This window comes from Arthrobacter sp. JDC6 (genome assembly GCF_056484025.1).
In genome coordinates this window covers 444,965-460,339 of record NZ_CM151278.1, presented here as the reverse complement: position 1 = coordinate 460,339, position 15,375 = coordinate 444,965, and the positions used below count along the sequence as shown (strand labels likewise).

General features: G+C 68.6%; 16 protein-coding genes and 1 riboswitch. Of the genes, 10 read left to right on the top strand and 6 right to left on the bottom strand.

Features of this window, described 5'->3' with window-relative positions; all coding sequences use genetic code 11:
* Position 1: 1 nt before the first annotated feature.
* Genes ACV095_RS02080 through ACV095_RS02070 form a run of 3 tightly spaced genes read right to left on the bottom strand, consistent with a single transcriptional unit; the run spans position 2 to position 3,125 of the window.
* Positions 2–886 carry a carbohydrate ABC transporter permease gene (locus tag ACV095_RS02080; protein ID WP_144600154.1) on the bottom strand — a complete coding sequence of 295 codons (885 nt, stop codon included), beginning with the start codon at positions 884–886 and terminating at the stop codon, positions 2–4.
* On the bottom strand, positions 883–1,797 hold the full coding sequence (locus tag ACV095_RS02075) for a carbohydrate ABC transporter permease (RefSeq protein WP_478222800.1): 915 nt from the start codon (positions 1,795–1,797) through the stop codon (positions 883–885). The genes ACV095_RS02080 and ACV095_RS02075 overlap by 4 nt, the downstream gene beginning before the upstream one ends.
* Positions 1,797–3,125 (bottom strand): ABC transporter substrate-binding protein, encoded by a 1,329-nt coding sequence (locus tag ACV095_RS02070; RefSeq protein ID WP_018772145.1) that lies wholly within the window; start codon positions 3,123–3,125, stop codon positions 1,797–1,799. Before ACV095_RS02070 ends, ACV095_RS02075 begins: the two co-directional genes overlap by 1 nt.
* Before the next feature lie 126 nt (positions 3,126–3,251).
* Between ACV095_RS02070 and ACV095_RS02065 the strand changes: the two genes are divergently transcribed.
* From ACV095_RS02065 to ACV095_RS02035, 7 genes are all read left to right on the top strand, one after another.
* Positions 3,252–4,433: an ROK family transcriptional regulator gene (locus ACV095_RS02065; RefSeq protein ID WP_056391782.1), complete on the top strand. Its 1,182-nt coding sequence runs from the start codon at positions 3,252–3,254 to the stop codon at positions 4,431–4,433.
* An 87-nt stretch (positions 4,434–4,520) separates the two neighbouring features.
* A riboswitch (guanidine-III (ykkC-III) riboswitch) is annotated at positions 4,521–4,586 on the top strand.
* A 10-nt stretch (positions 4,587–4,596) separates the two neighbouring features.
* A complete protein-coding gene (locus tag ACV095_RS02060; protein ID WP_056391785.1) occupies positions 4,597–4,920 on the top strand; it encodes a DMT family transporter in 324 nt (107 codons plus the stop codon).
* Complete coding sequence (locus tag ACV095_RS02055; RefSeq protein ID WP_056391787.1) at positions 4,920–5,297, top strand: DMT family transporter; 378 nt, start codon at positions 4,920–4,922, stop codon at positions 5,295–5,297. The genes ACV095_RS02060 and ACV095_RS02055 overlap by 1 nt, the downstream gene beginning before the upstream one ends.
* Before the next feature lie 22 nt (positions 5,298–5,319).
* On the top strand, positions 5,320–5,946 hold the full coding sequence (locus ACV095_RS02050) for a nucleoside/nucleotide kinase family protein (protein WP_478222799.1): 627 nt from the start codon (positions 5,320–5,322) through the stop codon (positions 5,944–5,946).
* 39 nt (positions 5,947–5,985) lie between these two features.
* Complete coding sequence (locus ACV095_RS02045; RefSeq protein ID WP_018770082.1) at positions 5,986–6,999, top strand: aldo/keto reductase; 1,014 nt, start codon at positions 5,986–5,988, stop codon at positions 6,997–6,999.
* 45 nt (positions 7,000–7,044) lie between these two features.
* Entirely contained in the window at positions 7,045–7,347 is a 303-nt protein-coding gene (locus tag ACV095_RS02040) for a putative quinol monooxygenase (RefSeq protein ID WP_018770081.1), read from the top strand.
* 21 nt (positions 7,348–7,368) lie between these two features.
* Complete coding sequence (locus tag ACV095_RS02035; protein WP_018770080.1) at positions 7,369–8,019, top strand: MBL fold metallo-hydrolase; 651 nt, start codon at positions 7,369–7,371, stop codon at positions 8,017–8,019.
* Between the two features lie 72 nt (positions 8,020–8,091).
* Here the strand turns inward: ACV095_RS02035 and ACV095_RS02030 are convergent, their stop codons facing one another.
* Positions 8,092–9,984 carry a DEAD/DEAH box helicase gene (locus ACV095_RS02030; protein ID WP_018770079.1) on the bottom strand — a complete coding sequence of 631 codons (1,893 nt, stop codon included), beginning with the start codon at positions 9,982–9,984 and terminating at the stop codon, positions 8,092–8,094.
* A gap of 316 nt (positions 9,985–10,300) precedes the next feature.
* On the opposite strand from ACV095_RS02030, the gene ACV095_RS02025 reads away from it, so the two are divergent.
* Entirely contained in the window at positions 10,301–11,059 is a 759-nt protein-coding gene (locus ACV095_RS02025) for an SAM-dependent methyltransferase (protein ID WP_223992840.1), read from the top strand.
* Here the strand turns inward: ACV095_RS02025 and ACV095_RS02020 are convergent.
* Both ACV095_RS02020 and ACV095_RS02015 read right to left on the bottom strand, forming a co-directional pair.
* Positions 11,056–12,462 (bottom strand): MFS transporter, encoded by a 1,407-nt coding sequence (locus tag ACV095_RS02020; protein ID WP_018770077.1) that lies wholly within the window; start codon positions 12,460–12,462, stop codon positions 11,056–11,058. The two genes, ACV095_RS02025 and ACV095_RS02020, sit on opposite strands and share 4 nt — an antisense overlap.
* A gap of 8 nt (positions 12,463–12,470) precedes the next feature.
* A complete protein-coding gene (locus ACV095_RS02015) occupies positions 12,471–13,817 on the bottom strand; it encodes an MFS transporter (protein WP_478222798.1) in 1,347 nt (448 codons plus the stop codon).
* A gap of 149 nt (positions 13,818–13,966) precedes the next feature.
* On the opposite strand from ACV095_RS02015, the gene ACV095_RS02010 reads away from it, so the two are divergent.
* Together ACV095_RS02010 and trmB are read left to right on the top strand one after the other, a co-directional pair.
* Complete coding sequence (locus ACV095_RS02010) at positions 13,967–14,401, top strand: hypothetical protein (RefSeq protein ID WP_478222797.1); 435 nt, start codon at positions 13,967–13,969, stop codon at positions 14,399–14,401.
* A gap of 44 nt (positions 14,402–14,445) precedes the next feature.
* Complete coding sequence (gene trmB / locus ACV095_RS02005) at positions 14,446–15,369, top strand: tRNA (guanosine(46)-N7)-methyltransferase TrmB (protein WP_018770074.1); 924 nt, start codon at positions 14,446–14,448, stop codon at positions 15,367–15,369.
* The last annotated feature ends 6 nt before the right edge of the window (positions 15,370–15,375 follow it).

Sequence of the window (15,375 nt, the reverse complement as noted above, 5' to 3'; positions counted from 1 at the left end):
ATCAGCGGATGGTGGAGCCCCACATGTTGGTGAGGTAGCGGCGCATGAAGAAGATGAAGACCAGTGCCGGGACCACCAGCAGGAAGCCGCCGGCGAAGCGGTAGGCAAGTGGCGATTCGGCGAGGGAGCTGAGGACCTGGGCAGGTAGGGTGCGCTGGTTCAGGGTCAGGATCGACGCGCCCAGGACCTCGTTCCAGGACATGACGAACGTGAAGATCGAGGCCGCCGCGATGCCGGGTATGGCCATGGGCAGCACCACTTTGAGGAAGGCCTGCACCGGGCTGCAGCCGAAGATCCGCGCCGCTTCCTCCACGTCCCGCGGAACACCGAGGAACACCGAGGCCGTAATCAGGATGGTGGTGGGCAGGGCCAGCGCCGAGTGGAGCAGGACGACGGCGAGCGCACTGTCGTACAGCCCCGTCTGCAGGAAGAGCTGGGCCAGCGGCACGGACAGCACCACGATCGGCAGGGCGCGGGTGAACAGCAGGAAGAGCTGGTACGGCTCCCTGCCCCGGAAGGCAAAGCGCGCCACGGCGTATCCTGCCGGAACGCCGATGAGCAGCGACAGCACAAGCGTGAACACGCCCACCTGGACGGAGTTGATGAGGCCGCCCAGGATGCCGGTGGACTGCAGGAATGTCTGCATGGTCTCGGTGGAGAAGTTGTCAGGGATGAAGCTGAGCGGGAACTTCTGCAGCGATTGCCGGCTGGACATCGCGGCCAGGGCGATCAGGTAGATGGGCAGTGCCATGAAGAGCGTGATCAGGATGCAGGCCACCTGGAGGAGCACCCGGTTGCGGCGCTGCCGGGCCAGGGGCCGGCGGTCCACCTCGGGTTCGGGCCGGTCGGCACCGGCAGTGGTCCTGGCCGTCGTTGCATGGCTCATCGCGCCGCCTCCGTCTGGTCCCTCAGGAGTTTCAGGTAGCCCACGGCCGTGACCATGGAGACGAACATGACCACCAGCGCCAGCGCCGATGCCACGTTGGGATCCTGCAGGCCTGTGTACCAGCGGTAGGTCTCGCCCACCACCAGCGGAAAGTTCTGGCCGGTGAGGGCAAGGGCAACGGCGAATGTCTGGAAGGCCAGGATGGTCCTCAGGATCAACGCTGTTTGCAGGCTGGGACGCAGCAGCGGCAGGGTCACGTGCCACAGCCGGTTCCAGAAGCTGGCCCCGAAGACCCCGGCAGCTTCCTCGTAATCCTTGGGAATGGACTGCAGGCCGGCCACGACAATCACGAACACCAGCGACGTGGCACGCCACACCTCCGCAATGAGCACCGCCGCGAACATGGAGGGGTAGTTGTCATAGGCGAGCCAGGAGACGGGCTGCTGGGCCATGGATGCAAGGAGCGAGTTGAGGTAGCCGCGGTCCGTGAAGACCGTCAGCCACACCAGGCCGGCGGCGAGGTCGCTGACCGCGAGCGGGATGGCCCAGATGTAGAAGTAGGCAGACGCCCCCCGGGGCTTGGCCCGGATCAGCAGGGCCATCGCCAGGGCGAGGACGAACTGGATGGGGATCATCACCACGATGAGCAGGAGGGTGTTGCCCACGGAGGACCAGAAGTACGGGTCCTGGGACATCCGGGTAAAGTTCGCCGTCGTCAAGCCTTCGGGGCCGCCGAATGCCTGCAGGACGCCGCTGACCATCGGCCAGCCAAAGAGCAGCGTCATGAACACGATCGACGGGGCGATCAGGAGCAGGGCCGCGGAGCTTCCCCTCCTTCTGGGGGCACGGACCTTGGGCCCCGCAGGGGGAACGTGCGGCCTGGCTGCCGCCGGCGCGTCCGGTGCGGCCATCACGCGACCTTGCAGGGGGATGTCTTGGGATCCGGCGCCCAGCACGGGACGTTGAGGGTGTCCATGATCTTGGCCAGTTCCGCGCCCTGCTTGTCCAGCGTGGCCTTGACGTCCGAGTTGTTCAGGCAGATCTCCTGGAAGCAGTTCTTGAACAGCTGGGAGACCTGGGGGTCCTTGTCGCCCAGGCCCACGGGCGGCAGGGCGAGCAGGGCGTCGGAAGCCTCCTGCTGTGCCTTGACGGCCTTCGCTTCAAGGGCGATGCCGCCTGGCAGGTCGCCGCCGATGTCCGTCTTCACCACAGGGAAGAATGCGTTGGATTTCAGTGTCTCGATCTGCGCCTCGGGCTTGGACAGGGCCTTGATGAGCTCAAAGGCTTTGTCCTTCTCGGGGGAACCTTTCGGCACTGCCATGCCACCCACGATCAGGAGGTAGCCCCTGCCCTTGGGCCCGGACGGGGCCGGAACCATCTGCCAGTCGTCCGGCTTGTCCTTGACGGCCGTGATGAGGCGCGCCACGTGGTCCCAGGCCACCAGGACCTCGCCGTTGGCCAGCGGCTCCTGCATGAAGTCGTAGTTGGTGGACGCCGGATTCGTGTTGGCCCAAAGCTCGCGCATGTACGTCCAGGCGCTGACGGCGTCCTGGTTGCGGAAGGTGGTGATTTGCCCGCCCGTGAAGCTGGGCAGCAGGAAGCCCTGGTAGAAGCGGTGGTGGAGTCCCTTGGGGCCGGCGGGAAGGCCGAAGACGGGCCGGCCGTTGGCGTCCTTGGCGGCCTTGGCCCAGGCAAGGTACTGGTCGTAGGTGAGCTTGTTGACATCAGCTCCCGACGGCAGCCACTGCAGCGCCTTCTTGTTGATGGCCAGCACGTAGGTGGCCTGGATCCAGGGGATGTACCGGGGGACGTCGGTGCCCAGCTTGGCCAGCTCGGTCACGTCCTTGGAGTAGCCCGCCGAGGAGAGGTCGTTCATGAGCGAGCTGAGATCCTCAAGCTGCGAGGCGAAGGGGGCCAGGTCACCGTGCAGTCCGCCTGCGATTCCCACCTCGACTTTCCCCGCTGCCAGCTGGGATTTCAGCGTGGTGTTGAATACGCCCGTGTCAACGGGGTTGTAGGCCACGCTGATGTCCCCCGCGAATTTCTTGAGCGTGGCCTCGTACTTCTGGCGTTCCTCCACCGGGGAGAACTGCGTGGAGAGGAAGCTGACCGAACCCTTGCCTCCGCTCCCGCTGGTATTCACCCCGCAGGCTGCAAGGACCGGACCGGCCGCCAAAACCGTCAGGCCCCCCTTCAGCAATGCTCGCCGGCTGACGTCGTGGTGGGCGGAAACGGACATTAGAGCCTCCTGGGGTGAAGGGCTGCTAGGTATTTTGTCTGATGATCGATCATAATTGTGTGATACAGATCGCGTCAATGATGGACGGGCCATACCCGCGCCCGCAGTTGAAAGGAAGCCTGCCGCATGACGGAGCAGAGGACGCTGGTGGGCGAGACCGCCCAGCCGTCGCCGGGGCCGGCCACCAGCGCCGGGCATCTTCTCCAGCTCCTGCGCTCCAACACCGCGGGGTACAGCCGGGCGGACCTGCTGGAGATCACCGGAATGGCGCGATCCACCCTCTACGAGCGGCTCGATGCACTTTTCGCGGCGGGCCTTGTCTACGAGTCCACTCCCCTGCGCGCCCAGCGGGGCCGGCCGCCCCGCTCCCTCCGGTTCGATGACCGCGACAAGCTGGTGGTGTGCCTGGAAATCGGCCATACGCACGCCGGAATCCATCTCCTGTCCCTGAGCAGGGAGGTGGTGGCTTCCGTCCGCATCCCTGTGGAGATCGGGAATGCGCAGGAGGTGGTGGTGGACCAGGTGGTGGGTGAGGCGCTGCGGCTGCTGGACGGCCGGCAACCCGTAGGGGCAGGAGTGGGACTGCCCGCCCCCGTTGACCCCCTCCACCGCCTGGGCCTGGAGCGGACCGTCCTTGCCCATTGGGACCTGCAGCTTTTGCAGGAGGCCATGGAATCCAGGCTCGACTGCCCGGTCCTGCTGGAAAACGACACCCGGTCAATGGCGGTGGGGGAGGTCCGCGGCCCGCTCGACTCCCTCGTCGCGGTGAAGGTCAGCACCGGGATCGGCTCCGGCATCATTGTCCGGGGCTCGTTGGTGCGCGGCGCCCACGGGGCCGCCGGTGACATCGGGCATGTGCGCATCCCGGAAGCCGCCGGCTGCCGGTGCCGGTGCGGCAGGGACGGCTGCCTGGCGGCGGTGGCCTCCGGGCGCGCGCTGCTTGCCGCCCCGCAATTTGCGCATTACGGGTCGCTGCGGCGGCTCGTTGACGCGGCCGACGACGATCCGGACGTCCGTGCCGCAGTCGCAGACGCCGGAAGGGTGCTCGGACGCGTCCTCGCCGCCATCGTGGGAACGCTGAACCCCGGCCGGGTGGCGGTGGGCGGGCTGGTGGGGGTCCTCCCTGGTTTCCTGCAGGCCTGCCGGCAGCAAATCCTGGCCGATGCCTTCGAACCCTCGCTGGTGGATCTGGAGATCGTCCCTGCTGACAGCCGGAAGGCCACCGCAGTGGGCCTGTGCCGGCTGGTGGAGGAGAGCCTCTACGCGCCGGAGCGGGTGGAACAGCTGCTGGCGCAACGCGCCGGCTGAGAGCGCCGGTTGATCCGGCCGGCCACCGCGGGTGGTGAGGTTGGGCACCAACGTGGCCGCCCGCCGTCGTGCGTTGCTACGCTGGGATCCAAGGCTCCACCCCGAGCCTCCGGACGACGGTTCAGTACCCGGCACGCGACAAGACTGGCCAAAGGATCTGGTCATGGCGTGGTTAATCCTTCTTCTTTCCGGCGCGCTGGAGGCCGTCTGGGCAGCCGCCCTGCACAACGCCTCCCGGGCTTCCGGCCGCCGGCGCGTGGCCCCTGCCGCCCTGTTCCTTGTGGCCGTTGCCGCCAGCACCGGCGGACTGGCCGTGGCCATGCAGTCCATTCCCACCGGCACTGCCTACGCGGTTTGGGTGGGGGTGGGCGTGGTCCTGACCTCCGCCTATGCGATGGCCAGCAAGGTTGAACGTCCGACGGCGGCGCGCCTGCTGCTGCTGTCCGGCATCGCCGCGTGCGTGGTTGGCCTGAAGGTGGTGGCGTGATGATGAAGCGCCCGTTTCCCTGGCTGGTGCTCCTGGCCTCCGCTGTCCTGGAAGCCGTGTGGGCCACGGCGCTGGGCTTGTCCGACGGTTTCAGCAGGCCGCTGCCCACGCTCGTCTTCGCCGTTACGGCCGCCCTGAGCATGCTGGGCCTGGGCATGTCCATCCGCAGCATTCCGCTCGGCACCGCCTACGCCATCTGGGTGGGCATTGGCGCCGCATTGACGGTGGGCTGGGCGATGGCCACCGGGGTGGAACCGTTCAGCGTGGTGAAACTGCTGTTCATCGCAGGCATCGTGGGCTGCGCGGCCGGCCTCAAGGCGCTGCCGGCCAGGGACCACGCCGCCGCTGACTATCCCGTGGAGTCGAGCCGCCGCTGATCCCGGCGGTTAGGCTTTTGCCATGGACTCCCCCGAGATCACTGACGCCTTGGACGCCCTGGGGCACCGGGTAGCGCCCGGAACGCGGACCATCCTGGGCATCGCCGGGGCGCCGGGCTCCGGGAAGTCCACCTTTGCCGCCTGGCTGCAGGAGCAGTTCGGCCCGGGAATGTCGGTTGTGGTTCCCATGGACGGTTTCCACCTGGGCAACGCCATCATCGAGGGGACCCCGCTGCGGCAGCGTAAAGGCGCCATTGATACGTTCGACGCCGGCGGGTACCTTTCGCTGCTGCGCCGCCTGGTGCGCCGGGACGAGGCCGTCGTCTACGCACCGGAGTTCCGCCGCGCCCTGGACGAGCCGGTGGCGGCCTCCATTGCCGTGCCGGCGGACGTCCCGCTGGTCATCACGGAGGGCAACTACCTGCTGGCGGACCAGGAACCGTGGAAGGAGGTACGGGCGCAACTGGACCAGGTCTGGTTCCTTGAGACCCCGCCCGCGCTGCGGCTGCAGCGGCTGGTGGACCGGCACGTATCCTTCGGGATGGACCGGGAGGCTGCGGTGGCCTGGGCCGGCGGACCCGATGAAGCAAATGCCCGGCTGATCCAGGCCACCCGCCCGGCCGCGGACCGCATCATCCCCTGGCTTTAGCCAACCAATTCCAAGAGCAGGAAACGAACAGGAGCACCCATGGCAAACGCACCCACCGACCGCCGCGGCACCGTCCAGCTTGGCGACGGCCTGGCCGTCAGCCCCCTTGGATTCGGGGGCATGGCCCTTACCCCCGTATACGGCGAGGTTGACCCCGCCGAGGCACTGCGGACACTGCATCACGCCGTTGACGCCGGCGTCAGCTTCATCGACACCGCGGACATCTACGGCGGCGGCAGCAACGAGGAACTGATTTCCCGGCTGCTCAAGGACCGGCGGGGCGAGGTCCAGCTGGCCACCAAGTTCGCGCTGGTGGGCACGCCGACTGACGGCTACACGGACATCCGTGGCGACGCCGGGTACGTGCACCAGGCGGTTGAGCGGAGCCTGCAGCGGCTGGGCACCGACGCCATCGACCTGTACTACATGCACCGCCGGGACGTCAGGGTGCCCATCGAGGAAACCGTGGGCGCCATGGCGGAACTGGTCCAGCAGGGCAAGGTCAAGCACCTGGGCCTGTCAGAAGTGACGGCGCAGGAGCTGCAGGACGCGGCAGCGGTCCACCCGATCGCCGCGGTCCAGAGCGAATGGTCCATCTGGAGCCGGGACGTGGAACGCAATGTTGTTCCCGCCGCAGCCGCCCTGGGAGTGGGATTCGTCCCCTACTCGCCGCTGGGCCGCGGATTCCTCACCGGAACCGTCGATACCGCAAGCCTGGGCGAGAAGGACTTCCGGCGGAACATCCCCCGCTTTGCGCCGGACGCCGCAAGCGCCAACCAGGCGGTGGTGGACGCCGTCCGGGCCGTGGCGGACCAGCTGGCCGCCACGCCGGCGCAGGTGGCCCTGGCCTGGCTGCTCGCCCAGGGCAAGCGGCTCGGCCTGCCGGTCGTCCCCATTCCCGGCACCCGCAAGGCCGCACGCATCGACGAAAACCTTGGCGCGCTTGCCCTGGACCTCACCCCGGCGCACCTGGAGGCCCTCGACGCAGCGTCGGACGCCGTCGTCGGCTCCCGTTCAGCGGACCCCGCCTGGGTGTCCGAAGGCCGGGAATAACGCCGCTCTCCAAAAACCCGTCCCTCACCCAGCCCAAGGAGCCCCATGCCTGCCATCGTCCACTTCGAAGTCCAGATCGACCCCGCCCACCGCGAGAACGCCGCGAAGTACCTGTCCGAAACGCTGGCCGCCACCCGGGCGTGGCCCGGCAACCAGGGCATCGAAGCGCTGGTGGATGACGCCGACCCCTGCCACATCCTGGTGGTGGAAACCTGGGCCACCACGCAGGACCATGACGACTACGCGGCCTGGCGGAGAACACCGGAAGGCAAGAGCGCGCTGCATGAGGTCCTGGCCGCGCCGCCATCCAAGCAGGTCTACTCGACCACCCTGCCGCTGGACCTGTAGCCCGTGGCTGGAACAAAGCCCATGGAATCACTTCGCTACGACCTGCCGGCCCTGACCATCCGCAGCATCTCCGTCAGTGCGATGGACAACAACGTGTACCTGCTGACCGCCAAGGAAAGCGGGGCACAGCTGCTGATTGACGCCGCTGACGATCTCCCTGCCATCCAGCAGCTGCTCGCGGACGGCGCTGCGGACACATCGGCCACTCCGCGCCTGGCGCTGGTCGCAACCACGCACCAGCACTGGGACCATGTCCGGGCGCTCAAGGGGCTGGTGGAGGCCACCGGCGCGCGGACAGCCGCCGGAGCGGACGACGCCGATGCGTTGCCGGTTCCCGTGGACGTGCGGCTTGGCCACGGGGACGTCGGCAATTTCGACGGCTTCGACGTGACCGCCGTGCACCTGCGCGGGCACACGCCCGGCTCGATCGCTTTTGTCTACCAGGATCCGGACGGCCCCGCCCACATCTTCTCCGGCGACTCGCTGTTCCCGGGCGGAGTGGGCAACACGCAGAAGGATCCCGGCCGGTTCACCCAGCTCCTGTCCGATGTCACGGAGCGGCTGTTCAATGCCTACCCGGACAGCGCCGTGGTGCACCCGGGGCACGGCAAGCCCACCACGCTGGGCGCCGAGCGGCCGCATCTGGAAGAGTGGCGCGCCCGCGGCTGGTAGGTACGTCAAATACAAAAAAGGCGGGCTCAACCGTGTGGTTGAGCCCGCCATTTTCATTGGCTAGTTCATTGGCTAGCGGCCGCGGCGTTCGTTCGACGCCGGGGCGGACGCGCGGCGCGGGCCGCTGCGGGCCGGACGGCCGGAGCCGCCGCCATTGCCTGCACTGTAGGAGCCGCCTGAGGTTCCACCGGTGTTGGAGGACCAGACAGCCTTGCTGCCGCCGGTTGCACCCGCACCTGAGCGCTGGCCGGATGCCCCCGCTGCTGCACGCTGGCCGGTTGCGGGGCGGCCGCTGCGCTGGCCGCCGCCGGCGGGCCGTCCGCCTGAAGCCGGACGGCCGGTGCCGCCGCGCGGTGCGTCGCTGCGGGTGATCCGGGAATCGCCCCGGCCCTCTGCTGCACGGCCGTCCGAACCGCGGCCGGCCGATGAGCGGCCACCTGCTGCGGGGACGTCGTTGCGGTGGGTCGAAGCGGTACCACGGCCACGGGCGTTGCGGCGGGCAGCGGCTGCTGCCACCGCGCGGTCCTCATTTTGCTCGGCATTGCGGTCGAATGCCGCGCGGGCTTCCGTGCGGCCCTCGAAGGCCACGGCCCGGCGCTCGGCGCGGGGAACATCGGTGCGGGCCGGTTCGGCCGAAACCTTGCCGCGTCCGCCCCGGCCGCCGCGCCCACCGGCAGACGGTGCAGCCTGGCGGCGTGCACGCTTGCGCTCAGCATTGGCACCGGTGGAGGTGCCGCCGCCCTGGCGGGGAGCCTTGGCGGCCATCAGAGCGGCGCGGGTGCGGGGGTCGACCTTGTCGGCGATCTCGCCCACCAGGTCGGCCACGAGCGGGGAGTTTGCCGTGACGCGCTCAAAGTTCACGTCGACGCCGGCAGCCTTCATGAGCTTCTTGACGTCGGACTGCTGCTCCGGGAGGGTCAGCGTGACCACGGTGCCGTCGGAGCCGGCACGCGCGGTGCGGCCGGAACGGTGCAGGTACGCCTTGTGCTCGGTGGGCGGGTCCACGTGGATGACCAGTTCGACGTCGTCGACGTGGACACCGCGGGCAGCGACGTCGGTGGCCACCAGGACGCGGACGTCGCCGTTGGAGAACTCGGCGAGGTTGCGGTCGCGGGCGTTCTGCGACAGGTTGCCGTGCAGGTCGACGGCGGGGATGCCGGCGTCGGTCAAGGTCTTGGCCAGCTTGCGGGCGTGGTGCTTGGTCCGCATGAACAGGACGCGGCGGCCGGCACCCGAAGCGAGCTCAACGATCAGCTGCTTCTTGACGGTCTGGTCGTTGACCACCAGCACGTGGTGCTCCATGGTGGTCACCGCGGCCTGCGGGTCGTCCACAGAGTGGGTGAGCGGGTTGGACAGGTAGCGCTGGACGATCTTGTCCACGCCGTTGTCCAGGGTGGCGGAGAAGAGCAGGCGCTGGCCCTGGCTGGGGGTCATGTCCATGAGCTTCTTGACCACGGGCAGGAAGCCGAGGTCGGCCATGTGGTCGGCCTCGTCCAGGACCGTGATCTCCACTGCCTCCAGGGTCAGGATGCGCTGGCGGATCAGGTCCTCCAGGCGGCCTGGGCAGGCGATGACGATGTCGACGCCGGCACGCAGCGCCTTTTCCTGGCGGGCCTGGGAGATGCCGCCGTAGATCACGGTGGTGTTCAGGCCGGCGGCCTTGGCCAGCGGCTCGATGGTGGCGTTGATCTGGGTTGCCAGTTCACGGGTGGGTGCCAGGACCAGGCCCATGGGGCGGCCGGGTTTGCGGAAGTGCTTGGCTTCCCGCTCAGCGAGTCTTGCTACAAGCGGGATGGCGAAAGCGATGGTCTTGCCGGATCCGGTCCGGCCGCGGCCCAGGACGTCACGACCGGACAGCGTGTCCGGAAGGGTCTTCACCTGGATGGGGAACGGTTCAACAATTCCCTGGGCGGAAAGGGTGTCTGCAAGGGCCTTGGGAGTACCGAGGGCAGCAAAAGTTGTCATGTAGTTTTTACGGTCTTTCAGGCGGTATCCATGCGGATATCGGCCCCCGATGCCGGTTGGACCAGGGGTTCGCCGAAGAAAAGTCAGGTGATCAACCGTGCCGCTGCAAATAAGGACAGCCGGCAGGGACCAAATGGAACGCGTTCATCGACGCAGGATGTGCCTCTCACATGAAGAAAGCCCACTCCCTGGAAAGGTTCTCCAGATCAGGAGCAGGCGGCATCACTGCACATCAAGTTCCTCCAGTCTAGCACCCCGCGGCCCTGTAACCGACCCCGGCGTTGCCTTCGGGGCTCCGGCGGGGCACTGTTGAGGCATGAGCGAACAGCCGGGCCGACGCCAGGAGACGCAGCACGAGGAGACCCACCGGCATCACGGGAACGACGGCGGCGGCGCGCCGGAAGGGGGCGGCGGCGGCATCGATCCCGCAGCGGCATGGGACGAGCGGTACCGCACCAAGGCGCGGCTTTGGAGCGGAAAGCCGAACCCGCAGCTGGTCCGGGAAGCCGGCGGACTGCGTCCGGGCAAGGCGCTGGAACTGGGATGCGGCGAAGGCGCCGACGCCATTTGGCTTGCCCAGCAGGGCTGGTCCGTGACCGCCGTCGACGTTTCCGCCGTCGCCCTGGAACGGGCGCATTCCCACGAACTGGCGGAGCTGGCGCGGGAAAGCGTACGCGCGTCCAATGGCGACATCGCCAGCCGGATCACCTGGCAACTGGCGGACCTGACGCAGTGGCAACCCGGCACTTCCTATGACCTGGTGACGTCCCAGTTCCTGCATTCCCAGGAACTGGACTGGCGGATCCCGCTGCGCACGGCTGCCTCCGCCGTCAAGCCCGGCGGAACCCTGCTGGTGGTGGGCCACCACCCGCACCGGCTGCCGCCCTGGGGCAACGACCACCACCAGCACCTGGACATGTTCTACACGGGTGATGACGTGGTCCGCGAACTGAAGCTCAACGGCCCCGGGTGGCAGATCGAGGTCCTCACCAGCAGGGAGCGGCCGGTGACCGGGCCGGAGGGGCAGGAGGCGACCATTGCCGACGTCGTCCTGCGCGCCACCCGCCTGCCCTAGTTCCCCGCGGGCTTCCCGGCGGTGACGCGGGGTGCCACCAGTGCCGCGGCGACGCCGATGGCCGCGGTGAAGGCGAAGACGCCCGCGAAGGACTGGGCCGCCGTCGTAAAGGCCGCGAAGACGAGCCCTGTGGTGGCGAGCGACAATGCCCCGCCGAGGGAATCGGAGATGGACATGGCGGAGCTGTTGAAGCCTTCGTTCTCCTTGGTGGACAGCGCCAGGGTCATCACGCTCAGGCGCGGGTAGAGCAGGCCCATGCCGCCGCCCGCCAGGACCCAGCCGGCGATGGCGACGGCGGCCGGCCAGTGCAGCGCGGTGGTGGCCAGGGCCAGGAGCACGGCCGCCAGGACCATGAGCGACCCCACCCGGACGGCGCGGAGATCCGGGAGCCGGGAGCCCAGCCGGCCCTGGACAGCGGCGGCACCGGCCCAGGCCAGCGCACCCCCGGTGAGGGTCAGGCCCGCCAGGGTGGGCGGGAATTCGTACCGGTCGATCAGCAGGTAGGGCAGATAGACCTCGGCGCCGAAGAACGACGCCGAGGCGAGGCCCCGCGCCAGGATCACGCTCGGCAGCCCGCGGCGGGCTGTGAGGGTACCGGCGGGCACCAGGGGCCGGACAGCCACCAAGGCAAGGACGACGGCGGCGGACGCCAGGAGTGCCGTGGCGGCGGGAAAAGCGGGGATGCTGACGTCGGCGGAAAGGTTCAGGCCCAGCACGGCGAGCGCGGCCAGCGCCGCCCACCCCAGGCGTCCGGGGGCCCAGGGCGGAGCAGTGTTATCCGGCGCTCCTGTCTTTTCGCGCTCTGCAAGCCCCCGCAGTACCGGGGCGATCATTGCCAGCGCCGGAATGACCAGGCCAACCACACCCAGAAACACCCAGTGCCAGCTGAAGACCTGGGCCACGACGCCGGCGGCGAAGGGCCCCACCAGCGAGGGAACCACCCACGCGGCCGAGAATGCGGCGAAGATCCTGGGGTGCAGCGGCCCGGGAAAGAACCGCGCCACCAGCACGTAAAGCGCCACGGTGAGGGCGCCGCCGCCGAGCCCCTGGACCAGCCGGCCGGCAACCAGCACGGGCATGGAGCTTGAGGTGCCCGCGATCAGCAGGCCGGCCACGAACAGTGCCACGGAGGTGTAGAGCGGCATGGCCGGGCCGCGGCGGTCGGACCAGTTGCCCGCGCCCACCATGCCGATCACGCCGGTTGCCAAGGGTCCCGCAAAGGCCAGGGCGTAGAGGCTTCCGCCGTTCAGTTCCCGGCTGACCAGGGGCATGATGGTGGTCACGGCAAGGGATTCGAAGGCGGCCAGGAACACCAGCGCGCAGGTGCCGATGGTGACCCAGAAGTACGGGGGCCGGAAGATCCCGGTGGCGGGATGGGCGGCCGGGAGGGTGGAGTCGCGCACAGCGTTCCCTAGCCCACGTACCGGTCCCGGCCGGAGCGGTAGCCGAAGACCGCCGCGAGCAGGCCGACCACCATGAACAGGACTCCGGCGGGAATGAAGGACCCGGTGGCCTGGTGCAGCTGGCCCACCATGAGGGTTCCCGTGGAGCCCACCCCGTAGCCAACACCCTGCATCATGCCCGAAAGATGCGCGGCGGTATGCCCGTCGCGCGTGCGGAGCATGATCAGGGTCAGCGCGCAGGCGGTAAGGCTTCCCTGCCCCAGCCCCAGCAGCCCGGCCCACACCCAGACCAGGTCCAGCGGGCCCAGGATGCTCAGCACGAACCCGCTGCCGGTCATCAGCGCCACCACCGTGTTGATGGCGCGCTGGTCCCGGAACCTGGCGGCCAGTGCGGGGGCGAACAGGGAACCCAGCATCTGCAGCACGATGCACACGGCAACGACCAGCCCCGCGGTGGCCCCGTCAACACCCCTCTCGCGGAGGATGGGGGCCAGCCAGGCGAAGCCGCTGAAGGACATCATGGCCTGCAGCACCATGAAGATGGTCACCTGCCAGGCGACGGGTGAGCGCCACACGTTGACCCCGTCCCTGACCGCCTGGTGCCGGACGGTCCCCTGCCGAACGGCCACGGGAAGGAACAACAGAAGGACGACGGCGGCGGGCACCGCCCAGACCCACAGCGCCCTGGTCCACTCCCCCGTCGCGGTGTAGACCGGGTAGGTAAAGCCGGCACCGAGCGCGGCGGAGGCGCAAATCGCGGTGGTGTAGAGGCCGCCCATAAGTCCCAGCCGGTGCGGGAAGTCGCGCTTCACCAGGCCCGGAAGAAGCACGTTGCACAATGCGATGGCCGCGCCGCAGGCTGCCGTGCCCACCAGGAGGGCAGGCAGGTGGCCGGCGCCGCCCAGGGCAGCACCGGTGTCCACTGGCCGCAGCAGCAGCCCCGCAGTCAGCAGGGCCATGGCCCCCAGCAGTACCCGCTCCGCACCGAACCGGCGGGCCAGGACCGGCGCAAGCGGCGCGAACACACCCAGCAGGGTGACGGGAACGGTGGTCAGCACCACCACGGACCAACCCGGCAGCGCGGCCTGCGAGGTCACCTCCGGAAGGACCGCGGAAAGGCTGGAAAAGACGCTGCGCAGGTTCAGTCCGATCAGGACCAGGCACACCCCCAGATAGGCAAGGGCACGGCGGCTGCCCACCCGGGTGGGCTCCGCTGCCGGAAGCTCATCGATTTCTGCGTCCACGAGGGTGCTGGTGTCCACCACGCTGCTGCCTGTCCGGGCCCTTCCCCGGGCGTCGGCGGAGGCATCCCCCCGCCGCTGCTTCTTCGCTTCGGCATTCGTTGCGTCCGTCATGCGCCCATTCTTGCAGGGAAGCGCCGCCGGGAGTTTTCCACATACGACGCCGGGTACCTTCCCGCACCCCCTGCAGCTTCATAGGTTGTAAGCAGCCGCAGGCCGGCAAATGGCTGGACCAACAAGCCGCACCAACTTGAGGGAGCATCATGGAAACGACGCCATCACAGGACCCCCACCCTCCCCTGCCCCCGGGCGTGCACGGCAATGGAGGGCCAGGCAACGGAGGAACAGGCAACGGAGGAACAGGAAATGCAGGGCCAGGCAACAAGGGAACGAACAGCCTGGTCCTGGCGATTCTTGCCCCAGCGAGCATGTTCCTCACCGGGCCGCTGTCCATGTTCGCCATGTTGATGACCTACCCGGACGAAGGGCCGTCCCCAAGGCCGTGGGTAACCCCCATGGTGCTGTTCAGCCTGCCTCTCCTCTTCGCCGTACTGGCGCTGCGGCTGGCACTGCCCGCCCTGAAGGGGTCCCCGCGGGGATCGGGCAACTGGTCTGCCGCGGCAGTTTCCCTCTGCATCTGCGGCCTGGTCTTCGCCCTGGCCTTGGGCCCGGCACTCGACGCTATTGGCCTGTTCTGACCGCCCTGATCTTCCGCTGCCCCCGCGGCGCTATTCTGGAAGGGATGAGCGAATCCCCTGAAAACCCCCAGCAGCCGCATGTCCCCAGGCCCGTTACGCCCGGGACCCAGGCCTCCTTTGGCACCTACGGCGGCCGGCCTGTCAGCTTCGTGCGCCGCGGCACCAGGCTGCAGGGCCGGCGGCAGGCTGCCTGGGCAGAGCACGCCGAGCGCTGGGCCGTCAACGTTCCACGTCACGTGGCCAACACCTCGGTCCACCCCGACTACACCTTCGACGCGGCCGCAGAGTTCGGCCGGGAGGCCCCGCTTATCGTCGAAATCGGCTCCGGCCTTGGCGACGCCATCTGCCATGCGGCCGAACAGAACCCGGACACCAACTTCCTGGCCGTCGAGGTCTACACCCCGGGCTTGGCCAACACGATCATCAAGATCAACAGCCGCGGCCTGGACAACGTCCGGGTGGTGGAGGCAAATGCCCCGGAGGTGCTGGCAACCATGCTGCCCGAAGGCTCGGTCAGCGAACTGTGGGTCTTTTTCCCCGATCCCTGGCATAAGTCGCGGCATCACAAACGCCGGCTCATCCAGCCGGAGTTCGCCAAGCTGGCGGCCCGGGCGCTGAAGCCCGGCGGCCTGTTCCGGATCGCCACCGACTGGTCCAACTATGCCGTCCACGTCCGGGACGTCATGGCAGGCTCAGCGGACTTCGAGAACCTGCACACCGGAGAGCGCCGCGGACCCGAAAGCCCGCTCACCCAGGTATGGCAGTCCGGCGTCGAATCGGTGGTGGGCGGCGCCCCCGTCCGCGAGGGACGCGCACCGGTGAGCACGGAGCACACCGGTCCCAACGAAGGCGTGGATGAAACGGGCGGCTGGGCTCCCCGCTTCGAGGGCAGGATCCGGACCAGCTTCGAGTCGAAGGCCCACGAGGCAGGCCGCCTGATCTTCGATCTCTGCTACCGCCGCCGCTGAGGGGTG